Annotated in this window: 17 protein-coding genes; 11 read left to right on the plus strand and 6 right to left on the minus strand. The window is 75.5% G+C overall.

The features are described from left to right. Positions 1-25 precede the first annotated feature (25 nt). From ACI8AB_RS07285 to tkt, 3 genes are read right to left on the minus strand one after another with little or no spacing between them, the layout of a single operon-like run. Complete coding sequence (locus ACI8AB_RS07285; RefSeq protein ID WP_456949558.1) at positions 26-1,636, minus strand: glucose-6-phosphate isomerase; 1,611 nt, start codon at positions 1,634-1,636, stop codon at positions 26-28. Continuing rightward, positions 1,633-2,736, minus strand: coding sequence for a transaldolase (gene tal / locus ACI8AB_RS07290; RefSeq protein WP_456949559.1), 1,104 nt, complete (start codon positions 2,734-2,736; stop codon positions 1,633-1,635). The genes ACI8AB_RS07285 and tal overlap by 4 nt, the downstream gene beginning before the upstream one ends. 32 nt (positions 2,737-2,768) lie before the next feature. After that, the gene (gene tkt, locus ACI8AB_RS07295; RefSeq protein WP_456949560.1) at positions 2,769-4,994 is read right to left on the minus strand and encodes a transketolase; all 2,226 of its coding nucleotides are present in this window, start codon (positions 4,992-4,994) and stop codon (positions 2,769-2,771) included. A gap of 329 nt (positions 4,995-5,323) precedes the next feature. Between tkt and ACI8AB_RS07300 the strand changes: the two genes are divergently transcribed. Further along, entirely contained in the window at positions 5,324-6,238 is a 915-nt protein-coding gene (locus tag ACI8AB_RS07300; RefSeq protein WP_456949561.1) for a heme o synthase, read from the plus strand. Positions 6,239-6,421: 183 nt separating this feature from the next. On the opposite strand, the gene ACI8AB_RS07305 is transcribed toward ACI8AB_RS07300, so the two are convergent. Then, positions 6,422-7,366 carry a COX15/CtaA family protein gene (locus ACI8AB_RS07305; RefSeq protein WP_456949562.1) on the minus strand — a complete coding sequence of 315 codons (945 nt, stop codon included), beginning with the start codon at positions 7,364-7,366 and terminating at the stop codon, positions 6,422-6,424. Between the two features lie 210 nt (positions 7,367-7,576). Here ACI8AB_RS07305 and ACI8AB_RS07310 point away from each other — a divergent pair, with 210 nt between their 5' ends. The 10 genes from ACI8AB_RS07310 to ACI8AB_RS07355 all read left to right on the plus strand — a co-directional run bounded on the left by ACI8AB_RS07310 (position 7,577) and on the right by ACI8AB_RS07355 (position 18,739). Beyond that, positions 7,577-10,105 (plus strand): ATP-dependent Clp protease ATP-binding subunit, encoded by a 2,529-nt coding sequence (locus ACI8AB_RS07310; RefSeq protein ID WP_456949563.1) that lies wholly within the window; start codon positions 7,577-7,579, stop codon positions 10,103-10,105. Positions 10,106-10,211: 106 nt separating this feature from the next. Continuing rightward, positions 10,212-11,042 carry a helix-turn-helix transcriptional regulator gene (locus tag ACI8AB_RS07315; protein WP_456949564.1) on the plus strand — a complete coding sequence of 277 codons (831 nt, stop codon included), beginning with the start codon at positions 10,212-10,214 and terminating at the stop codon, positions 11,040-11,042. Then, a complete protein-coding gene (sufB, locus tag ACI8AB_RS07320; protein WP_387992934.1) occupies positions 11,039-12,481 on the plus strand; it encodes a Fe-S cluster assembly protein SufB in 1,443 nt (480 codons plus the stop codon). Before ACI8AB_RS07315 ends, sufB begins: the two co-directional genes overlap by 4 nt. Beyond that, on the plus strand, positions 12,481-13,800 hold the full coding sequence (gene sufD / locus ACI8AB_RS07325) for a Fe-S cluster assembly protein SufD (protein WP_456949565.1): 1,320 nt from the start codon (positions 12,481-12,483) through the stop codon (positions 13,798-13,800). Before sufB ends, sufD begins: the two co-directional genes overlap by 1 nt. Before the next feature lie 3 nt (positions 13,801-13,803). Then, on the plus strand, positions 13,804-14,157 hold the full coding sequence (locus tag ACI8AB_RS07330; RefSeq protein ID WP_387992930.1) for a non-heme iron oxygenase ferredoxin subunit: 354 nt from the start codon (positions 13,804-13,806) through the stop codon (positions 14,155-14,157). A gap of 15 nt (positions 14,158-14,172) precedes the next feature. Then, positions 14,173-14,946: a Fe-S cluster assembly ATPase SufC gene (gene sufC / locus ACI8AB_RS07335; protein WP_456949566.1), complete on the plus strand. Its 774-nt coding sequence runs from the start codon at positions 14,173-14,175 to the stop codon at positions 14,944-14,946. Next, positions 14,943-16,268, plus strand: a complete 1,326-nt coding sequence (locus ACI8AB_RS07340) for a cysteine desulfurase (protein ID WP_387992924.1) — start codon at positions 14,943-14,945, stop codon at positions 16,266-16,268. The genes sufC and ACI8AB_RS07340 overlap by 4 nt, the downstream gene beginning before the upstream one ends. Then, the gene (gene sufU / locus ACI8AB_RS07345; protein WP_456949567.1) at positions 16,268-16,735 is read left to right on the plus strand and encodes a Fe-S cluster assembly sulfur transfer protein SufU; all 468 of its coding nucleotides are present in this window, start codon (positions 16,268-16,270) and stop codon (positions 16,733-16,735) included. The genes ACI8AB_RS07340 and sufU overlap by 1 nt, the downstream gene beginning before the upstream one ends. After that, positions 16,732-17,112, plus strand: coding sequence for a metal-sulfur cluster assembly factor (locus ACI8AB_RS07350; RefSeq protein ID WP_456949568.1), 381 nt, complete (start codon positions 16,732-16,734; stop codon positions 17,110-17,112). Before sufU ends, ACI8AB_RS07350 begins: the two co-directional genes overlap by 4 nt. Before the next feature lie 436 nt (positions 17,113-17,548). Further along, the gene (locus ACI8AB_RS07355; RefSeq protein ID WP_456949569.1) at positions 17,549-18,739 is read left to right on the plus strand and encodes a site-2 protease family protein; all 1,191 of its coding nucleotides are present in this window, start codon (positions 17,549-17,551) and stop codon (positions 18,737-18,739) included. A 14-nt stretch (positions 18,740-18,753) separates the two neighbouring features. Here the strand turns inward: ACI8AB_RS07355 and ACI8AB_RS07360 are convergent, their stop codons facing one another. Together ACI8AB_RS07360 and ACI8AB_RS07365 are read right to left on the minus strand one after the other, a co-directional pair. Continuing rightward, positions 18,754-20,586, minus strand: coding sequence for an SCO7613 C-terminal domain-containing membrane protein (locus ACI8AB_RS07360; RefSeq protein ID WP_456949570.1), 1,833 nt, complete (start codon positions 20,584-20,586; stop codon positions 18,754-18,756). A gap of 46 nt (positions 20,587-20,632) precedes the next feature. After that, positions 20,633-22,774, minus strand: coding sequence for an SCO7613 C-terminal domain-containing membrane protein (locus ACI8AB_RS07365; RefSeq protein WP_456949571.1), 2,142 nt, complete (start codon positions 22,772-22,774; stop codon positions 20,633-20,635). Positions 22,775-22,896: the final 122 nt, after the last annotated feature.

Here is a 22,896-nt window from a genome sequence, read left to right on the forward strand (position 1 = left end):
GTGCCCTCCTCGAGGGGGTGCAGGGTCAGTCGAGGGCAGCGAGGACCTGGTCGATGCCGGCGGACCGGTCGGTCAGGTGCAGGTGCAGCAGCGGGCGCTGCCGGTCGGCCAGCGCCTGCCGGTCGCCGGCGGCCTGGGCGGCCTGCAGCGTGCCGAAGGAGTACGGCCGGTCGGGCACCGGGAGGTCCTGCGTCACCGCGCCGGTGAGCTGCAGGAACGCGCCGACCTGCGGACCGCCCTTGTGGTACTGGCCGGTCGAGTGCAGGAAGCGCGGACCCCACCCGAAGGTGACCGCGTGCTCCGTGCGGCGGGCCAGCGCCGCGCGCAGCTCGCCGGCCCGGGCGTCGGCCTCGCGGTCCAGGTACGCCATGACGGCGAGGTAGCCACGCGGCGGGACGGCGCCCAGCAGCGCGTCCAGCGCCAGCCGCAGCCCGTCGGCCTGGGTCAGGTCGACGCCGTCGAGCACGCCGCCGGAGGCGTACAGCTCCACCGCGCCGATCGTGGCGGCCGGCCGCTCCTCGGGCAGGCCGGACTCGAGGATCCGCGAGGTGTTCTGCTTGGACTCGGTGACGTTGGGCTGGTCGAAGGGGTTGATCCCCAGCACCCGCCCGGCCACCGCCGTCGCGTACTCCCAGCCGAGGAACTGCGCGCCCAGCGGGCCGGTGACGCCGACCGAGGGCCGGCCGTCGACCGGATCCCCGTCGACGACGGCCAGCAGCGCGTCCGGCGCCTGCGACCCGGGCGCGTCCACCGACTCCAGGACCACGGGCAGCAGCCCCCGGCCCTCCTTGCCGGTGGACTCGGCGATGAGCTGCTCGGCCCAGTCGCCGAAACCCTCGATGCGCGGGCCGCTGCCGCCGGTGCCCTCGGCGAGGGCGACCTTGTCCCGGCCGGTGCGGAAGCCCGCGCCCATGGCGACGCCGAGCTCCAGCGCCGGGTTGTCCGGCTCGGCGAGGTGCTCGGCGAGGTCGGCGGCCTCGTCCAGCAGCGTGCCGACGTCCACCCCGGCCAGCGCCGCGGGCACCAGCCCGAACGCCGACAGGGCGCTGTAGCGGCCGCCGACGTTCGGGTCGGCGAGGAACACCGCGCGGGCGCCCATGGCGGCGGCGGTGTCGGCCAGCGGGGAGCCGGGGTCGGTGACGACGACGAACCGCCGGCCGACCTCCTTCTCGTCCAGCCCCGCCTCGGCGAACGCGGCGACGAACGCCCGCCGGTGGCTGTCGGTCTCGATCGTGCCGCCGGACTTGGAGCTGACCACGACCACGGTGCGGTCGAGGTCGGTCATCGCCGCGGCGACCTGCCCGGGGTCGGTGGTGTCGAGGACGACCAGCGGCGCGCCCGCGGTGCGGCAGATGACCTCCGGCGCCAGCGAGGAACCGCCCATGCCGCACAGGACGACGCGGTCGATCCCCTCGCCGGCGAGCTCGGCCCGCAGCTCGGCCAGCCGGGACACCAGCTCGCGCGAGGACGCGGGCAGGTCCAGCCAGCCGAGCCGGATCGAGGCCTCGCTCTCGGCCTCCGGACCCCAGAGGGTGGCGTCCTTGGCCACCAGGCGCGCGGCGACGCCGTCGTCGGCGAGCTGGGTGCGGACGACCTCCGGGACGTCGAGGCCGGAGCAGGAGAACTCCAGCGTCATGCCTTGTCCTCGAGCTGGCCGCGCACGGACTCGGTGAGCTCGTCCCACGAGTCGGCGAACTTCCGCACGCCCTCCTCCTCGAGGACGCGGAACACGTCGTCGAGGTCGACGCCGGCGTCGGCGATGGCCTTCATCGTCGCCGCGGCGTCGTCGTAGGTCTTCTGCACCGGGGTGCCCGCCGCGCCGTGGTCGGCGTAGGCCTGCAGCGTCTTCTCCGGCATCGTGTTCACGGTGCCGGGGGCGATGAGCTCGCTGACGTAGAGGGTGTCGGAGTACTCCGGGTTCTTCACCCCGGTCGAGGCCCACAGCGGCCGCTGCGGCCTCGCGCCCTTGGCCTCCAGCGCCTTCCAGCGGTCGGAGGAGAAGACCTCCTCGTAGGCCTGGTAGGCCAGCTGCGCGTTGGCCAGCGCGGCCTTGCCCTTGAGCTGGTCGGCGCCGGCCTTCTCCAGCCGCTTGTCGATCTCGCTGTCCACGCGGGACACGAAGAACGAGGCGACGGAGGCGATCCCGCTGAGGTCGGCGTCGGGGTCCTGCTCGAGGCGCTGCTCCAGCCCGGACAGGTAGGCGTCCATGACGGCGCGGTACCGCTCGAGGCTGAAGATCAGGGTGACGTTGACGCTGATCCCGCGGGCGATCGACGTCGTGATGGCCGGCAGGCCCTCCACGGTGGCCGGGATCTTGATGTAGAGGTTCGGCCGGTCCACCAGCCACCACAGGTGCGCGGCCTCGGCGGCGGTGGCGTCGGTGTCGTGCGCCAGGCCCGGCGCGACCTCCAGCGACACCCGGCCGTCGCCGGGCTGCCGCTCGGCCACGGGGGCCAGCAGGTCGCAGGCGTCGCGCACGTCGGAGGCGGTGATGGTGCGCAGCGCCTCCTCGACGCTCACCTGGCGCACCGCGAGGGCGTGCAGCTGGTCGTCGTAGGACTCCGACCCGCTGATCGCGGCGGCGAAGATCGTCGGGTTGGTGGTGACGCCGACGACGGAGCGCTCGTCGACCAGCGACTGCAGGTTGCCGCTGCGGATGCGGTCCCGCGACAGGTCGTCGAGCCAGACGGCGACGCCCGCCTGCGACAGCTCGGCCAGCTTCTCGTTCTGTGCCATGTCTCTGCCCTTCGTGGTGAGGCCGCGTGGGTTCAGCGGTCGCCGGTGGGGTGGGGGAGGCCCCCGGTGGCTGCAACCGGGCCGGCCGGGACGGCGTTCCCCGCGGCGGCGGCCTCGATCGACTCGCGGGCGGCGGCGACGACGGCTTCGTCGGTCAGCCCGAACTCCTCGTAGAGCACCGAGTAGGCGGCGCTCGCGCCGTAGTGGGTGAGCCCCACGATCCGGCCGGCGTCGCCGACGAACTCGCGCCAGCCCATGGGCACGCCGGCCTCGACGCTCACCCGCGCGCGGACCGAGGGCGGCAGCACCTCGTCCTTGTAGGCCTGGTCCTGGTCGGCGAACCACTCGACGCAGGGCACCGACACCACGCGGGTCGGGACGCCGTCGGCCTCCAGCCGCTCGCGGGCGGCGACGGCGATCTGCACCTCCGAGCCGGTGCCCAGCAGGATCACCTCGGGCTGCCCGTTCGAGGCGTCGGCCAGCACGTAGGCGCCGCGCGCGACGCCCTCGGCGGAGCCGAACTCCGAGCGGTCGAACACCGGCAGGTTCTGCCGGGACAGCAGCAGGCCGGCCGGGCGGTCGTTGTTCTCGAGGATCGTGCGCCAGGCGACGGTGACCTCGTTGGCGTCGGCCGGGCGGACGACGTCGAGGCCGGGGATGGCCCGCAGCGCGGCGAAGTGCTCGATCGGCTGGTGCGTGGGGCCGTCCTCGCCCAGGCCGATCGAGTCGTGCGTCCACACGTAGGTCACCGGCAGCTGCATGAGCGCGGCCAGGCGGACCGCCCCGCGCATGTAGTCGGAGAACGTGAGGAACGTCCCGCCGTAGACGCGGGTGCCGCCGTGCAGCGCGATGCCGTTCATGACCGCGCCCATGCCGTGCTCGCGGACGCCGAAGTGCAGCGTGCGGCCGTAGGGACCACCGCTCCACATCTTCGTCTGGCGGTCGGCCGGCAGGAAGGACGGTTCCCCCTCGACGGCGGTGTTGTTGCTCTCCGCGAGGTCGGCCGACCCGCCCCACAGCTCGGGCAGCGCCGGGTAGAGGGCGGCGAGGACCTTGCCCGAGGCCTTGCGGGTGGCCACGCCCTTGGGGTCGGCGTCGAAGGTCGGCAGGCCGTCGGCGAAGCCCTCGGGCAGCCGGCGCTCGCGCATCCGCTCCAGCAGGGCGGCGCGCTCGGGGTTCTCCTGCGCCCAGGCGTCGAAGCGCTCCTGCCACTCGGCGTGCGCCTTCTCGCCGGCGTCGACCACCGAGCGGGCGTGCGCGAGCACCTCGTCGTCGACCTCGAAGGTCTTCCCCGGGTCGAAGCCCAGGACCTCCTTGGTGGCGCGGACCTCGTCGTCGCCGAGCGCCGAGCCGTGCGCGGCGCCGGTGTTCTGCTTGTTCGGCGCGGGCCAGGCGATGATCGTCCGCAGCACGACGATCGACGGGCGGCGGGTCTCGGCCTTGGCGGCGGCGAACGCGGCGTCGACCGCGGCCAGGTCCTCGCCGTCGTCGACGTGCTGCACGTGCCAGCCGTAGGCCTCGTAGCGCTTGCCGACGTCCTCGGTGAAGGCGACGTTCGTGTCGTCCTCGATGGAGATCCGGTTGTCGTCGTAGACCAGGACCAGGTTGCCCAGCTGCTGGGTGCCGGCCAGCGACGACGCCTCGCCGCTGACGCCCTCCTCCAGGTCGCCGTCGGAGGCGAAGACCCAGACGGTGTGGTCGAAGAGGCTCTCGCCCTCGGGGGCGTCGGGGTCGAGCAGGCCGCGCTCCCGGCGGGCGGCCATGGCCATGCCGACGGCGTTGCCGACGCCCTGGCCGAGCGGGCCGGTCGTCGTCTCCACGCCGGGCGTGTGGTTGACCTCGGGGTGGCCGGGGGTCTTCGAGCCCCAGGTGCGCAGGGCCTGCAGGTCCTCGAGCTCCAGGCCGTAGCCGGACAGGTAGAGCTGGACGTACAGCGTCAGGCTCGAGTGGCCCATCGACAGGACGAAGCGGTCGCGGGCCACCCAGTTCGGGTCCGTGGGGTCGTGCCGCAGCCACTTGTGGAACAGCAGGTAGGCCGTGGGCGCCATGCTCATCGCGGTGCCGGGGTGGCCGTTGCCGACCTTCTGGACGGCGTCCATCGCCAGCACGCGGGCGGTGTCGATGGCCCGGCGGTCGAGGTCGCCGAAGTCCTCCGGCAGCGTGGGGTGCGGCTGCCGGGGCGATCCGGTGGGGGAGTCGGTCGCGGCCTCGGCGGGGGCCTCGGACTCCGTGCTCTTCGTGTCGTCAGCCTGGGTCATGTCGGGCGGAGCTCCTCGAGGTCGGCCGTGCGTGGGGCCGTCCGGGGAGCGGTGGTCCGTGCTCCCGGGCGGACGACGTCGGGTGCGGGGCAGCGGATCGGCCGTGTCCCTGGTCTCCCTCGACCCGTGACCCTCCGTCGTCGGCGACGGCCCTACCCGCAGTTCCCGCGGCGTCAACGTGATCAGACCCTAGTCATCCGCACCGGTGGGCGGGGTGGCCGAGGGCTACAGTGGGCCCGTTCCATACCCCGGTTCGAAGGGACCATCGTGCTGTCTTCGTGCCCGGTGGCTCCCTGCCGTCCGTGCGTGCGCGCGGCAGAGGCCGCCCGGTGACGGCGCTCACCCAGCGGCCGGCCGTCCCGGCCCGCCGGCTGTCGGGCGTGGTCGGGGCCTACGTCGCGCTGACCAAGCCCAAGCTCGTCGAGCTGCTGCTGGTGACGACGCTGCCGGCGATGATGATGGCGGCCGACGGGTGGCCGTCCTGGCGGCTGGTGGCCGCGACGATGGTCGGCGGGATGTTCGCCGCCGGCGCGGCCAACGTGTTCAACTGCTGGTACGACCGCGACATCGACCGGCTGATGTCCCGCACGCGCAACCGGCCGATCCCCTCCGGGGTGGTGTCGCCGCGGGCGGCCCTGGTCTTCGGGGCGGCCCTCGCCACGGCGTCGCTGGCGATCCTGTGGTTCGAGACCACGCCGCTGGCCACCGCGCTGGCCGCGGTCGCGATCCTGGCCTACTCCGTCGTCTACACGATGGTGCTCAAGCGCCGGACCCGGCACAACACGGTCTTCGGGGCCTTCCCCGGCGCGGCGCCGGTGCTCATCGGGTGGGCGGCGGTGACCGGCTCGCTCGACTGGCCGGCGCTCGCCTTCTTCGCCGTCGTCTTCTGCTGGCAGATGCCGCACTTCTGGGCGCTGGCCAGCCGCTACCGCGACGACTACGCCCGCGCGAACGTCCCCATGCTGACCGTCGTCGCCGGCCCGGAGAGCGTCGGCCGCCAGTCGGTCGCGTGGGCGTGGGCGACCCTGGGCGCCACGCTGCTCATGGGGTCGATCACCCCGGTGCTGAACTGGGCCTTCGCCATCGGCGGGGGCCTGCTCGGCGCCTGGTACGTCGCCGAGACCCACCAGTGGCTGGACCGCATCCGCGCCGCCGTCCCCGACCGGCCGATGAAGCTGTTCTCGGTGTCGATCACCCACATGACGCTGCTGTCGATCGCCATCGCCATCGACGTCCTCGTCTGACCCACCCCGCTCCGCCGCGAGCCCGGACCCGCCCGGGCCCGGGCTCGTGGCGTCCGCGGAGCGTGTGCCCGCGCGCGACGACGGGCGCCGGGTGGGCAGCCGTGGGGGTCGTCGACGCGCGGGGAGCCCGCGGAGCGACCACTCGACGGTGGCGGGGGCCTCGGGGACCCGCCCGCGGCGGCCTCAGCGGGCGGCGGGGACCCGGGCCGTGGCGGCGTCGAGGGGCTGCCCGGTCGCCGGGCCGCGGACCGACCACACCAGCCGCGCGGTGTACGCGGTCACCAGCACCGCGCCGAGCATGTGCAGCAGCACCAGCACGACCGGCAGGTGCGTGAAGTACTGGACGAAGCCGACGACGCCCTGGAGGAGCTGGACGACGAGCACGTCGCGCGCGGCCCGGCGGACGCGGTCGGGGGCGTCGGTGGCGTACAGCGCCACGAGCAGCGCGATCGTCAGGCCGACGAGCAGGAACACCGCGTCGGCGTGCAGCCGGCTCACCGTCTCGGGGTCGAAGCCCATGCGGTCGCCGGTGGGGACGCCGGCGTCGTCGAGGTCGCCGCTGTGCGGGCCGCTGCCGGTGACGACCGTCCCCAGCGCGAGCACCACCGCGGTGACCGCGGCGATCCCGCCGGCCAGCAGCGCGATCGGGCGGCGGACCACCGGCCGGCCGACGCCGGGCTCGCGGGACCGCAGCCACAGCACGGTCGAGACGGCGACCAGCAGCGTGGAGACGAGGAAGTGGACGGCGACGGTCCACGGGTTCAGGCCGGTGAGCACCGTGACGCCGCCGATCGCCGCCTGGACCGGGATGCCGAGGAACGTCAGCACCGCCAGCGGCCGCAGGTCCCGGCGCGGGGAGCGCCAGACCGCCACCAGCACCGCGACCGCCACCGCGGTGAGCACGAAGGTGAGCAGCCGGTTGCCGAACTCGATGAGGCCGTGCCCGGCCATCTCCGGCGTCGTCACGAAGCTGTCGGCGGTGCACCGCGGCCAGGTGGGGCAGCCCAGGCCCGAGCCGGTCAGCCGGACCACGCCGCCGGTGACCACGATGGCGCCGTTGGCGACCACGTTGGCCAGCGCCAGGCGCGTGATGACGGCGGGGGAGAAGGCGGTGGGCAGGACCGGCACGGCCCGATGCTAGTCGCGGCCGGCCACCTCCCCGGTTCGCCCAGGGCGATCACGGACGGGGAAGGACGGGGCGCCCGACCGCGCTGTAGGAGGCACAGGCGGCCGACGCGCCGACCTGGTGTCGGTGCGCCCTCCCGGGTACGGGTGCCCCATCCGGGCGCCCTCCGAGCGAGCCCCGCCGACGCCCCGACTTCCCCTTGGACGTGAGGTATGACCGACCCCTTCTTCCCGGGCCCCTACGGGAGCCCGTTCGACGACTTCTTCGCCCGCTACCTGGGCGGCGAGCAGCGCACGCCGCGCCAGCGGGTGAGCCCCGTGCAGTTCCTCAGCCAGCAGGCCCGCGAGCTGGTGAACGCCGGGGCCGCGCAGGCCCTGGCCACCGGCAGCGTCGACCTGGACACCGAGCACCTGCTGTGGGCGATGACCGGCGACGAGACCGCGCGCGCCTTCCTGTCCCGCACGGGCACCGACCCCGACCGGCTGCGCACCGAGCTCGAGGAGCGGATGCCGCAGGGGACGCCGCAGGCCGAGCGGGCGGCCCTCACCCCGGCCGCCAAGCGGGTCCTGCTCGACGCCCACCAGGTGTCGCGGGCCCTGGGCTCCACCTACATCGGCCCCGAGCACCTGCTGTTCGCCCTGGCCGTCGACGCCGAGTCCCCGGGCGGGCGGGTGCTGCGCGAGCACGGGGTCACCCCCGAGGCGCTGCAGCAGGCGGCCACCGGCGGCGGCACGCCCGGCGGCGGCCGTCCCGGGCCGCCGGCCTCGAGCACCCCGACGCTCGACGAGTTCGGCCGCGACCTCACCGAGATGGCCCGCGACGGCCGGATCGACCCGGTGATCGGCCGCGAGGCCGAGATCGAGCAGACCGTCGAGGTCCTCTCGCGGCGCCGCAAGAACAACCCGGTGCTCATCGGCGAGGCCGGCGTCGGCAAGACCGCGATCGTCGAGGGCATCGCCGCCCAGATCGTCGAGGGCGACGTCCCGGAGACGCTGCGCGGCAAGCGCCTGGTCGAGCTCGACCTCACCGGCCTGGTGGCCGGCACCCGCTACCGCGGGGACTTCGAGGAGCGGCTCAAGAAGATCGTGGACGAGATCCGCGAGCACTCCGACGAGGTGGTCGTCTTCATCGACGAGCTGCACACCGTCGTCGGCGCGGGCGCGTCCGAGGGGTCCGGCGGCGCGGGCAACATGCTCAAGCCCGCCCTGGCCCGCGGCGAGCTGCACGTCATCGGCGCGACGACGCTCGACGAGTACCGCCGGAACATCGAGAAGGACGCCGCTCTCGAGCGCCGGTTCCAGCCGATCCTGGTGTCGGAGCCCAGCGGCGAGGACACCGTGCAGATCCTCTGTGGCCTGCGCGACCGCTACGAGGCCCACCACCAGGTGCGCTTCACCGACGACGCCGTCCGCGCCGCCGTCGAGCTCTCCGACCGCTACGTGACCGACCGGCACCTGCCGGACAAGGCCATCGACCTCATCGACCAGGCCGGCGCCCGCGTCCGCCGCCGGGTGAAGACCCCGCCGACGGACCTGCGCGGCCTCGAGCAGGAGGTCGAGCGGCTGCAGCGGGAGAAGGACCAGGCGGTCGCCGCCGAGCAGTACGAGCGCGCCTCCGAGCTGCGCGACGAGCTCGCCACGGCGCAGCGCCGCCTGGAGGAGGCCCGCACCGGCGGCGGCCAGCCGGGCGTGCCCGAGGTCGGCGTCGAGGACGTCGCCGAGGTGGTCTCGCGGCAGACCGGCATCCCGGTGGCCCAGCTGACCCAGGAGGAGATGGCGCGGCTGCTGCAGCTCGAGGAGCGCCTGCACGAGCGGGTGGTCGGCCAGGACGACGCCGTCCGCGTGGTCTCCGAGGCCATCCGCCGGTCCCGCGTGGGCCTGGGCGACCCGGACCGGCCGATCGGCAGCTTCCTGTTCCTCGGCCCGACCGGCGTCGGCAAGACCGAGCTGGCCCGGGCCCTGGCCGAGGCGATGTTCGGCGACTCCGACCGGATGATCCGGCTGGACATGAGCGAGTTCCAGGAGCGGCACACCGTCAGCCGCCTGGTCGGGTCCCCGCCCGGCTACGTCGGTTACGAGGACGCCGGTCAGCTGACCGAGGCGGTCCGCCGCCGGCCCTACTCGGTGGTGCTGCTCGACGAGATCGAGAAGGCGCACCCCGACGTCTTCAACACGCTGCTGCAGGTGCTCGACGACGGCCGGCTCACCGACTCGCAGGGCCGCACGGTCGACTTCACCAACACCGTGCTGATCATGACCAGCAACCTGGGGTCGGAGCTGATCCAGGGGCGCAACACCCCGCTCGGCTTCGGCACCGGTGACGGCGCCGCGGCCGACGCCGGCCTGCGGGACCGGCTCGTGCGGCGGCTGCGGGAGTCGTTCCGGCCGGAGTTCCTCAACCGGATCGACGAGATCGTGGTGTTCCAGCAGCTGGAGAGCGAGCAGCTGCAGCAGATCACCCGGCTCCTGCTCGACGAGACCCGCCGGCGGCTGTCGGCGCAGGGCATCGAGGTGACCTTCACCGACGAGGCGGTCGCCTGGATCGCCGAGCGGGGCTTCGAGCCCTCGTTCGGGGCGCGCCCGCTGCGCCGGGCGATCCGGCGGGAGGTCGACAACCCGCTGGCCCGGCTGCTGCTCGACGGCCGCGTCGGGGCCGGCCGGCACGTCGTCGCCGACGTCCGGGACGGTGCCCTCGACCTGCGCGTCGAGGACCGCGAGCCGGCGGCGGCCGCCCGGGCCTGAGCCCGTCGTGACCTGCGCCACCCGGCCCCTGACCTGCACGGTCGGGGGCCGGGCGACTTAGGGGGACCTTGCTTGCAGGCCTCCCGAAATAGGACACAATCGTGTTGTGGAAAGCAGCGCGACGCAGGTGGGGACGGTGCGGGCCGACGACGTCCGCACCCGTGACCGCGTGCTCGCGCTGCTGCTCGAGCACGGTCCGCAGACCGCCAGCGAGCTGGCCGGCCGGCTGGGCGTCAGCCCCGCCGCCGTCCGGCGCCACCTCGACGCCCTGGCCGCCCAGGGCCGGGTCGAGGAGCGCGCGGCCGCGGGCGCGCACCGGGGGAGGGGCCGGCCCGCCCGGCACTTCCACCTCACCGACGCCGGCCGGTCCGGGTTCGCCCACGCCTACGACGACCTGGCGCTGACCGCGCTGCGGTACGTCGCGGCCTCCGGTGGTCCCGACGCCGTCCGCGCCGTCGCCGAGGCGCAGCTGGCCGGTCTCGAGCAGCGGGCCTCCGACGCCGTCGCCCGCGCGGCCGGTGCGCCGGTCGAGCGGGCCCGGGCGCTGGCCGAGGCGCTGACGGCCGAGGGCTACGCTGCCACGGCCTCGGCGATCTCCAGCGGCGGGCAGCTGTGCCAGCACCACTGCCCGGTCGCGCACGTGGCGGCGGAGTTCCCGCAGCTGTGCGAGGTCGAGACGGCGGTCATCGGCCGGCTGGTGGGGACCCACGTCCAGCGGCTGGCCACGATCGCCCACGGCGACGGCGTCTGCACCACCCACATCCCCGGGCCGCCTCACGGCAGCGGAGGCGCCCGGGCTCACACCGGTGCGGGGAACACAACGACCCCCGCACGCCCTGTACCCGGTGAGCGAGCAGCGCGGGTCGTCCCCCCACGACCCGGCCCCGCACCGTCCACCAGCACCCCCACGAACGACCGGGAGAGGACGCCCGCATGACCAGCACCCAGCAGCCGGTGACCGGCACGCCGCTGACGCAGGACGAGCAGATCGAGCAGCTCGGCCGCTACCAGTACGGCTGGGCCGACGCCGACGTCGCCGGGGCCTCCGCCCGACGCGGTCTCGACGAGGACGTCGTCCGGGACATCTCGGCGCGCAAGGACGAGCCCGAGTGGATGCTCGAGCGCCGCCTCAAGGCGCTCAAGCTCTTCGAGCGCAAGCCGATGCCCGACTGGGGGTCGGACCTCTCCGGCATCGACTTCCAGAACATCAAGTACTTCGTGCGCTCGACCGAGGCCCAGGCCGCCTCGTGGGACGAGCTGCCCGAGGACATCAAGAACACCTACGACAAGCTGGGCATCCCCGAGGCGGAGAAGCAGCGGCTGATCGCCGGCGTCGCGGCCCAGTACGAGTCCGAGGTCGTCTACCACAAGATCCGCGAGGACCTCGAGGAGCAGGGCGTCGTCTTCCTCGACACCGACACCGCCCTCAAGGAGCACCCGGACCTGTTCCGCGAGTACTTCGGCTCGGTGATCCCGTCCGGCGACAACAAGTTCGCCGCGCTGAACACCGCGGTGTGGTCGGGCGGCTCGTTCATCTACGTGCCGAAGGGCGTGCACGTCGAGATCCCGCTGCAGGCCTACTTCCGGATCAACACCGAGAACATGGGCCAGTTCGAGCGGACGCTGATCATCGTCGACGAGGGCGCCTACGTGCACTACGTCGAGGGCTGCACCGCGCCGATCTACAAGTCGGACTCGCTGCACTCCGCGGTCGTCGAGATCATCGTCAAGAAGAACGCGCGCTGCCGGTACACGACCATCCAGAACTGGTCGAACAACGTCTACAACCTGGTCACCAAGCGGGCGATCGCCCACGAGGGCGCGACCATGGAGTGGATCGACGGCAACCTCGGCTCCAAGGTCACCATGAAGTACCCGGCGGTCTGGATGACCGGCGAGCACGCCAAGGGCGAGGTCCTGTCCATCGCCTTCGCGGGCGAGGGCCAGCACCAGGACGCCGGCGCCAAGATGGTGCACGCCGCCCCGAACACCTCCTCGACCATCGTGTCGAAGTCGGTGGCCCGCGGCGGTGGCCGCACCTCCTACCGCGGCCTGGTGCAGATCGACGAGGGCGCGTCCGGCTCGAAGTCGACGGTCAAGTGCGACGCCCTGCTGGTCGACACGATCAGCCGGTCGGACACCTACCCCTACGTCGACGTCCGCGAGGACGACGTCGCCATGGGCCACGAGGCGACCGTCTCCCGGGTCAGCGAGGACCAGCTCTTCTACCTGATGAGCCGCGGCCTGTCCGAGGACGAGGCCATGGCGATGGTGGTCCGCGGGTTCGTCGAGCCGATCGCCCGCGAGCTGCCCATGGAGTACGCCCTCGAGCTCAACCGGCTCATCGAGCTGCAGATGGAAGGTGCCGTCGGCTGATGCCGGACCAGAACACCCCCAGCACCACCGGCCTCACCACGGAGTCCGCCACCCTCGCCGGCGAGCTGTTCGGCGAGGGCGTGGGCACCCAGGCGGGCCCGCCGGCCGTCCCGGCGGCGGGCACCGGCACGGCCGGCCAGGCCGCGCCCGGCGCCCACTCGCACGGCGGCACCACCCCGACCGGCTCGCCGGCCGAGCGGTTCACCTCGACCGACCCCGAGGCCTTCGGCGCGGTCACCGGCCGCGAGGAGGACTGGCGCTTCACCCCGATGCGCCGGATCCGCCCGCTGCTCGACGGCGCCCCCTCGGACGCGCACCTGGAGTGGGACACCGACCTGCCCCAGGGCGTCGAGCTGACCCGCGTGGAGGCCGACGACCCGCTGATCAAGGGCCTGCCCGAGCCGGTCGACCGGCTGGCGGCGCTCACCCGGCAGCGCAGCGGCGGCGCGGCCGTCGTCCGCGTGCCGGCGGAGGCCCGGCCCGACCGCCCGGTCACGCTGCGGCTGTCGGGCACCGGCTCGGACGACGTCGTGTGGGGCCAGCTCGTCGTCGAGGTCGGCGCGTTCGCGGAGGTGACCGTCGTCCTCGACCACGCGGGCCTCGCCCGGTACTCCGGCGGCGTGGCCGTGCTCGTCGGTGACGGCGCGCAGGTCACCGTCGTCTCGGTGCAGGAGTGGGCGCCCGGCGCGGTGCACGGCGGGCAGTACGACGCCGTCGTCGGCCGGGACGCCAGCTTCAAGCAGGTCGTGGTCACCCTCGGCGGTGACCTCGTCCGGCTGGTCAGCAACGTGCAGTACGCCGGCCCCGGCGGCACCGCGGAGCTGTTCGGCGTCTACTTCTCCGACGAGACCCAGCACCAGGAGCACCGGCTCTGGGTGGACCACGCGGTGCCCAACTGCACCAGCAACGTGCTCTACAAGGGTGCGCTGCAGGGCGAGGGCGCGCGCACGGTGTGGATCGGCGACGTCCGCATCCGCCCCGCGGCCACCGGCACCGACACCTACGAGCTCAACCGCAACCTGGTGCTCACCGACGGCGCCCGCGCCGACTCGGTGCCCAACCTGGAGATCGAGACCGGCGAGATCGTCGGCGCCGGTCACGCCAGCGCCACCGGCCGGTTCGACGACGAGCAGCTGTTCTACCTCTGCTCGCGCGGCATCGACGCGGAGACCGCCCGCCGCCTGGTCGTGCGCGGCTTCTTCGCCGACGTCGTCCAGCACATCGGGGTCGACGAGCTGCAGGACCGCCTGATGCGCTCCATCGAGACGCGCCTGGGCGCCCTGCCCGGCCTCGACGAGCAGCCGGTCGAGGTGGCCTGACCCATGGCCTTCGAGCGGGTCTGCGGGCTCTCCGACGTCCCCGAGAACGGGGCGCTGCGGGTGGAGCTCGCCGACGTCGACGTCGCCGTCGTCCGGTACGACGGCGACGTCTACGCGGTGCAGGACGTGTGCTCGCACGCCGAGGTCCCGCTGTCGGAGGGCGACGTCGAGGAGTTCGACGGCGCACCCACCATCGAGTGCTGGCTGCACGGGTCGTGCTTCGACCTGCGCACCGGCGAGCCCACCAACCTGCCGGCCACCGAGCCGGTCGACGTCTACCCGGTCCGCGTGGAGGGGGATGACGTCTACGTCGACACCGAGTCCGACGGGCGCCTCCCGCTCGCGGCCGGCAACTGAGGAGCGAGAGAAGAAGTGTCGGTTCTGGAGATCCGCGACCTGCACGTCACGGTCGGTGAGGGCGACGAGACCAAGGAGATCCTCCGCGGCGTCGACCTGACCGTCCGGTCGGGCGAGACGCACGCGATCATGGGCCCCAACGGCTCGGGCAAGTCGACCCTGGCGTACTCGATCGCCGGGCACCCGAAGTACACGATCACCGGCGGCACGGTGACCCTCGACGGCGAGGACGTGCTCGCGATGAGCGTCGACGAGCGCGCCCGCGCCGGCCTGTTCCTCGCCATGCAGTACCCGGTCGAGGTCCCCGGCGTCTCGGTGTCGAACTTCCTGCGCACCGCCGCCACCGCGGTCAAGGGCGAGGCCCCGAAGCTGCGCACCTGGGTCAAGGACGTCCGCGACGAGATGTCGGCGCTGGAGATGGACCCGGCGTTCGCCGAGCGCAACGTCAACGAGGGCTTCTCCGGCGGTGAGAAGAAGCGCCACGAGATCCTGCAGATGCGGCTGCTCAAGCCGAAGATCGCGATCCTCGACGAGACCGACTCCGGCCTCGACGTCGACGCGCTGCGGGTCGTCTCCGAGGGCGTCAACCGCACCCGCGAGGAGGGTGACGTCGGCGTCCTGCTGATCACCCACTACACGCGGATCCTCCGCTACATCACACCCGACTTCGTGCACGTGTTCGTGGGCGGCAAGGTCGTCGACGAGGGCGGCAAGGAGCTCGCCGACAAGCTCGAGGCAGAGGGCTACGCCGCCTACGTCAAGGGCTCGAAGGAGACCGCGAAGGCATGACCTCGACCGCCTCGCGTCCCACGGGGACGCGTGTCCCGCTGCCCCTGGACGTCGAGGCGATCCGGGCGGACTTCCCGATCCTGTCGCGCACCGTGCGCGACGGGAAGCGGCTGGTCTACCTCGACTCCGGCGCCACCGCGCAGAAGCCCCGCAGCGTCCTCGACGCCGAGCGCGACTTCTACGAGCGGATCAACGCCGCCCCGCACCGCGGCGCGCACCAGCTGGCCGAGGAGGCCACCGGCGCGTACGAGTCGGCGCGGGCGCGGATCGCGGCCTTCATCGGCGCCTCCGCCGAGGAGGTCGTCTTCACCCGCAACTCCACCGAGGCGATCAACCTCGTGGCGTACTCGCTGTCCAACGCGGTGACCGCCAAGGACCCGGCGCACCGCCGGTACGCCGTCGGCCAGGGCGACGAGATCGTCGTGACCGAGATGGAGCACCACGCCAACCTGGTGCCCTGGCAGCAGCTGTGCGAGCGCACCGGGGCGACCCTGCGCTGGCTCGGGCTCACCGACGACGGCCGGCTGGACCTGTCCGACCTGGACACCGTGGTCAACGAGCGGACCAAGCTCGTCGCGGTCACCCAGCAGTCGAACATCCTGGGCACGATCAACCCGCTCGGGCCGATCACGGCGCGGGCGCGGGAGGTCGGCGCGCTGGTGCTGGTCGACGGCGCGCAGTCGGTGCCGCACCAGCCGGTCGACGTCGCGGCGCTCGGCGCGGACTTCCTGGTGTTCTCCGGCCACAAGATGCTCGGGCCCACCGGCATCGGCGTGCTGTGGGGCCGCTACGACGTCCTCGACGCGCTGCCGCCGTTCCTCACCGGCGGGTCGATGATCGAGGTCGTGCGGATGGAGGGCAGCACCTTCATGCCGCCGCCGCAGCGGTTCGAGGCCGGCGTGCCGATGACCGCCCAGGCCATCGGCCTCGGCGCCGCCGTCGACTACCTGCAGGCGCTCGGCATGGCGAACGTGCAGGCGCACGAGGAGGCGCTGACCGCCTACGCGCTCGAGCAGCTGCAGGCGGTCCCCGGCGTCACCGTGATCGGCCCGCCGGACACCGTCGCCCGCGGCGGCGCGGTGTCCTTCACCGTCGAGGGCATCCACCCGCACGACGTCGGCCAGGTCCTCGACGACCTCGGCATCGCCGTCCGGGTGGGGCACCACTGCGCGTGGCCGGTGGTCCGGCGCTACGGCGTCCCGGCCACCACCCGGGCCACCTTCTACGTGCACACCGGGTACGACGACGTCGACGCGCTCGTGGAAGGCGTGCGGGCCGCGCAGCGTTTCTTCGGTGTGACGCCGGAGGAGGCAACCGCCTGATGCAGCTCGAGTCGATGTACCAGGACATCATCCTGGACCACTACCGCAACCCCCACGGCCGCGGACTGCGCGACCCGTTCGACGCCGAGGTGCACCACGTCAACCCGACCTGCGGGGACGAGGTGACCCTGCGGGTGCACCTGGACGGCGAGACGATCGCCGACGTGTCCTACGAGGGCATGGGCTGCTCGATCAGCCAGGCCTCGGTCTCGGCGATGTACGACCTCGTCGTCGGCCGCCCGGTCACCGACGCGCTGGCCACCGGCGACTCGTTCATGACGCTCATGCAGTCCAAGGGCGACTCCGCGGTGGCCGCGCAGCTCGAGGACGAGCTCGAGGACGCCGTCGCCTTCGCCGGGGTGTCGAAGTACCCCGCCCGCATCAAGTGCGCGCTGATGAGCTGGATGGCCCTCAAGGACGCCTCCGCCCGCGCGCTGGCCGCCACCCCCACTGGAGGACAGGCATGAGCGAGACCACCGAGAACACCGCCCCCGAGCTCCCGGCCTACAAGTCGGCGCTGCTCGAGGACGTCGAGGAGGCCATGCGCGACGTCGTCGACCCCGAGCTGGGGGTCAACGTGGTCGACCTGGGCCTGGTCTACGGCATCGACGTCGCCGAGGACGGCAACTCGCAGGTCGCCGTCCTGGACATGACGCTCACCTCGGCGGCCTGCCCGCTGACCGACGTCATCGAGGACCAGGCGCGCGCCGCGCTGACCGGCGGCCCCGGCCCCGGCCTGGTCGACGACGTGCGGATCAACTGGGTCTGGATGCCGCCGTGGGGTCCGGACAAGATCACCGACGACGGGCGCGAGCAGCTGCGCGCCCTCGGCTTCCGGGTCTGATCGAGGACCCGTCTGCCCCCCACGGCACCCTCCGCGCGCCGCGGGACCCCGCGGCCGCGCCGGACCAGCTCGACCGAGGGTCTGCGATCCCCCCACCGGACTCCTCGATGGGCCCCCGGGGACGACCCGGCGGCCCATGCGAGCGTCGTGACACTGCCCGCGCCCCTCGGGGCGCGGGCAGTCGTCGTCAGGGGGACCGTCCGGCACGTCGTCGCCGCCGACGTGGACCCGGACCGGGTCGCCCGCCGGTGGCCGCTGACCGGCCGGCCCTGCCGCTGGGCGCCCGCTCCTCTCGCCGCTGCGCGCGTTCCCGAGCGCGGGCCACCGGGCGGTGTGCGCGGAGTCGCCGTCCGGCTCCTGAGCAAGGCGCGGGTGTCCGTGACGCGCCATCGGGTAGGGCGCCAGCGGGCTGCGCACTCCGCCCGAGGAGGACGGCATGAACGAGACCTTCCGGCTGGGCCGCATCGCCGGCGTCCGGGTCGGCGTCAACGCCAGCGTCCTGGTGATCGTGGCGATCATCGCCGCCGGCCTGGCCCTGGGGCGCTTCCCGCTGGTGCTGCCGGGCCGCAGCGGCCTCGCGTACGCGGCCGCCGCCCTGGTGGCCGCGGCCGCCTTCCTCGTCTCGCTCCTCGCGCACGAGCTGGCCCACGCGGTGGTCGCCCGGCGCAACGGCGTGGAGGTCGAGGGCATCACGCTGTGGCTGCTCGGCGGGGTGGCCCGGCTGCGCGGCGGGGCGCGGACCCCCGGGGCGGAGTTCCGCATCGCCGGCGTCGGCCCGCTGACCAGCCTCGTCCTCGGCGGGCTGGCCATGGTGGCCGCCGTCCTGGCGCGGGCCGCCGGCGCCGGCGGGCTGCCCGTGGCCGTCCTGGACTACCTCGCGGTCATCAACGTCTCGCTGGCCCTGTTCAACCTCGTCCCGGCGGCCCCGCTCGACGGCGGGCGGCTGCTGCGGGCGCTGCTGTGGTGGCGGCGCGGGGACCCGTGGTCCTCGGCGGTGACGGCGTCCCGGGCGGGGCGTTTCTTCGGGTTCGCGCTCGTCGCCCTCGGCGCCCTGCAGCTGGTCACCGGCCGCGGCCTGGGCGGGCTGTGGCTGGGTCTGATCGGCCTGTTCCTCGTCAACGCCGCGACCGCCGAGGAGCAGCAGGCCCGCGCGTCCGCACGGCTGGGCGGGCTGCCGGTGGGCCGGGTGATGAGCGGCCCGGTGCTGACCGCCGACCCCGACCAGCCGGTCGACCGATTCCTGGACGAGGTGGCCCTGGCGCACCGGTTCAGCACCTACCCGCTGGTCGGCCCCGGTGGGGCGCTGGTCGGTCTCGTGACCCTCAACCGGCTGCGGTCGGTACCGGCATCCGCCCGGGCGACGACGCGGCTGCGGAACGTCGCCTGCCCGCCGTCGGAGGTCCCGACCGCCCGCCCGGAGGAGCCCCTGCTGGACCTGCTGGGGCGCATGGAGGGCTGCGGCGACGGGCGGGCCGTGGTGCTCGACGGCGGCCGCGTGGTCGGCGTCGTGTCCCCGAGCGACGTCACGCGGACCCTGCAGCTGGCGGACCTGGCCGCGGCCGGCCGGTACCCCGGCGCCGGTGGGGGAGCCGACGTCGCCCGGGTGCCGGGCCACGGTCCCGGCTGACCACCGGCCGCGGGTCAGCGCATGTCCGACAGCCGCGCGCCGAAGCCCGCGACCGGGCGCAGCTCGCGGCGGGCGCCGAGGGCCAGCAGGCCCGCGCCGGCGACGAGGACCCCGGCCAGCGGCAGCGGCAGGGCCTCCACCGCCAGCCCCACGCCGAGCGCGACCGCCGTGGCCGCGCCGACGACCAGCGGCGCCCGCACCGCGGCGCGCGCACCGAGCGCCATGACCGCGGCGGCGGCGAGGAGCACCAGCAGCGGGCGCAGCGCGCCGGGCTGCACCACGGCGGCCGCCGTCGACGGCGCCGCCGCGGCCACCAGACCCGGACCCCACACCGGCCAGGACGGGCCGTCGAACAGGCGCGGCCCGGCCGCCACCAGCAGCGCCGCGGCGGCCGGCAGGCTCCAGGCCTCGACCACGGCCGTGCCGGTCAGCGCGGCCAGCGTCCACCCCGCAGCGCCCAGCTCCAGCGCGCCGGTGCGCCAGGCCGCCCCGGCCTCGCTCCCTCGGGCCGCCGGCGCCGCCCAGGCGCAGACCAGCACGCCCTGCACGGCCAGGTGGGCCGCGAGCGGACCCCACGCGGCGGAGACGGCCAGGGCCACCAGCGCCGCGCCCGCGCAGACGGCGCCGACCGTGCCGGTCGGACCGCGGACGTCGGCGGCCAGCGCGGGCCGGGCGGCCAGCGTTCCGGCGAACAGCCCGGTGAGCGCCGCGGCGGCCGCGCCGGGGGAGAGCAGCCCCGCCGGCACCGCGAGCAGCGCCGCGGCCGCGAGGCAGCCGACGGCCGCGGGCAGCGCCCGGGCCCGCTCGTCCCGGCGGGCCGCCGCGACACCGGCCGCGGGCAGCGCGATCAGCACCAGCAGCGCGACCAGGGCCGGCCAGCGCGCGGCCGCGACCAGCTGGGCCACCGCCGGCACCACCAGGACGAGCCCCGCGGCGGTCGCGGCGGGCAGCAGCAGCCCCCGGCGCCAGCCGGTCAGCGTGGCCGCGGCCACGCTCGCGAGCAGCACGCCGAGCCAGCCCGCGAGCGGGAGCGGGAGCGGCCCGTCGGTGGACAGCGCCGCACCCACCGCCCCGCCGGCGGCCAGGCCCGCGACCCCGGGGACCAGCCGCGGCGGCCCGAGCAGCGGCTCGACCGCGCGCTCCAGCCGCACGAGCAGCAGCCCGGCCGCCGCGGCGACGGTCAGGCCGGCCGCGACCCAGCGGGCGGCGCCGGCACCGGTGGCGGCGCCGGCCAGCCCGCCCGCTGCCCCGGCGACGAACCAGGGCGCGGTGGTCACCAGGGCGACGCGGGCCAGCGGGCGCCGCGCCGTCAGGGTGACCGCGAGCCCGGCCAGCGCGACGCCGAGCAGCAGCGCGGTGCGCGGCAGGCCCGCGGGCACCAGGGCGAGCGACCGCAGGGCCGCCACCTGCAGCGCCAGCCAGGCGCCGAGCGGCCAGCTCAGCGGCCGGGGGAGCAGCACCCGCAGGCCGAGCAGCAGGACGGCCAGGCCCAGCGCCGGCAGCGGCCCGCCGTCGGTGGTGCGCTCCGCGTCGGCGGCTCCGGTCAGCGCGAGCGCGACCGCGGCCGCGGCGCACGCCTCCTCGGTGCTGCGCAGCCGGGCCCGGGCGGCCCACGCCGCGGCGCACGCGGCGACCAGCGCCAGCAGCAGGACGCCGATCCGGGCGACCCCGCCGGCCAGCGACGGCCCGGCCAGCGCCACGGCCACCAGCAGGACCACGCCGACGCCGAGGATCACCTGCGGCGGCCGCAGCCGGGCGGGCAGCGAGGGCAGGGGCGGGCCGGGATCGACGCGGGCCGCTCCCGGCGGGCCCGCGTAGGGCAGGGGCGGCAGCGGCGCGCCCGTCATCGCCGTCCCCCTCGCGCCCGGCCGTCGGGCCTCACGCTAGGGGCGGTCAGCGCATCTGCGCGACCCAGGCCACCGCCTCCCGTGCCTGCTGCCGGCGCCGCTCGTAGGTGGCCCCGACGACCAGCAGGAGCAGGCCCGCGGTGGCCAGCGTGACCCAGCGCGGCACGAGCGGCGCGTAGGGCGCCAGCCGGCCGAGCGTCACCACCAGCAGGGCACCGGCCCCGACGACGAACGGCGCCTGCCGGTGGGTGAGCGCCCCCGCGACGGTCAGCCCGGCCGCCGCGGCGACCACCCCGACCAGCCGCAGCGGCGCCGGGTCGGCCACGGCGACGACCGCCGACGGCAGCAGCGCGACGGCCACCGCGGCGCCCTCGGCGGCCCAGGAGGCTGCTCCCGTGCGCAGCGCCGGGAGCGCGAGCAGCAGCAGCCCCGCCGCGGCCGGCAGCGTGTAGACCTCCGGCGTGCGGATCTCCGCACCCGCCGCGGCGATCCATCCGGCGAGCACGAGGTCGGCCACCGCGAGCACGGCGGCGAGGCGGCGCCGGGCGACGACGGCGTAGCAGCCGGCGGCCGCCCCGGCCACGGCGAGGTCGACCGCGACCTGCCCCCACGCCCCGGCGCTGCCGGCGGTGACCCCGGCGGCCACGGCGAGGACCGCGCCGGTGCCCGCGGCGGCGACCTCCTCGGGCCGCGCGGCGCGGGCCGTGGCGACGGCGAACGCGGCGGCGGCGACGAGACCGAGCAGGAGGCCCGCGACCCCGGGGGAGAGCAGGCCACCCCCCGAGGCGATCAGGACGGCACCGCCGGGTGCGGCCAGCGCGGCCCCGCTCGCCGCGGCGCGGACCCCGGGGCGCAGCACCGCGGCGAGGACGGCCGGGACGGCGGCGGCCAGCACCAGCAGGGCCAGCGGCGCGGCGTGGTCGCCGTCGGCGAGGACGCCGGCGCCGGCGGCGGTGAGCGCGCCCCCGCCGGCGAGCAGCGCCGCCGGCGTGGACCCGGCGACCGACGGCGGCGCGGCGGCGGTGAGCAGGACCAGGCCCAGCCCGCCCGCCGCGACGGTCCCCGCCACACCGAGCCCGCTCAGCGACCCGGCCAGGGCCAGGGCCGCGACCCCCGCCGCGCCGGCCGCGGCGGCGCGCGGCTCCGGCAGGAACGGCGCCAGCCGCGGCTCCCGCAGCAGGGCGCCGGCGACGGCCGCGGCCACCACGAGGACGCCGGTGGCGACCCACCCGTCGACCGCACCGCCGTCCCAGGCCAGCGGGACGCCGAGGAGCACCCCGGCGCCTCCGGTCAGGGCGCCCAGGCCGAGCGCGACCCGCTGCAGGGCCGGGCGCAGCAGGAGCAGCGCCAGGACGTCGACCAGCGCGGTGGCGAGCAGGACCGCGACCCCCGCGCCGCCGTCGGCCACCCCGAGGGGCAGCAGCAGCCAGCCGGCCGGCTGGGCGGCGAGCAGGGCGACCAGCGGCCAGGTGACCGTGCTGCGCGTGCCGCGGCCGAGGGTCAGGGCCACGGCCGCGACCGCGACGCAGGACAGCCCGCCCCACAGCCGGGGCGGCACGGCGTCGGCACCCCAGAGGCCGAGCGCGTGCGCGGCGGCGAGGTCGACCGCCAGCAGCGCGGCCCCGGCGCCGGCCAGCGCCTCCTCGGTGGCCCGCAGGCCGCGGCGGGCGCTCCACGCCGAGGCCGCGCAGGCGGCGGCGGTGACCGTGGCCATGACCGCGGCCTGGAAGGTCACGCCCAGCCGGGTCCAGGCCACCGCCACGAACGCGATCGCCGCGGCGACCACGAGCAGCGCGCCGAGGCCCAGCAGCACCTGCTGGGGGCTCAGCCGCCGCCGCGGGGACGGCGGCTGCGGGAGCGGTGGCGGGACGGGCGGTGCCACGGGCGCGGGCGGCGGCGCCCAGGCGGGGGCCGGAGCGGGCGCGGGCGCAGGCGCCCAGGTGGGGGCCGGAGCGGGCGCAGGGGCGGGGGCCGGGCCCGGGGACGCGGCGCGCAGGGTGGCCACCAGGGCGTCCCGCTCGCGGGCGAACTCGTCGATGGTCGCGCCGAGCCGGGCCACCACCGTGGCCGCCTGCGCGACGGCGGGCAGGCCGCACGTCCCGCAGGGCGCCGGGGCGGGCGCGGCCGGCGTGCCGCAGACGGGACAGGGCGGACCCCAGGAGGGCCCGGACCAGGAGGGATCGGTCACGGGCGGATGGTGACGCGCCGCGGGCGCCGGCGGTAGCGATCCCGCCCGGACCGTGGACGGACGGGGGTGCCGTGGACGTCACCCGCCAATCCGCTCCGGTTCCGGGACGACAGGGCCTACCC

This window comes from Geodermatophilus sp. SYSU D00698 (genome assembly GCF_054050335.1).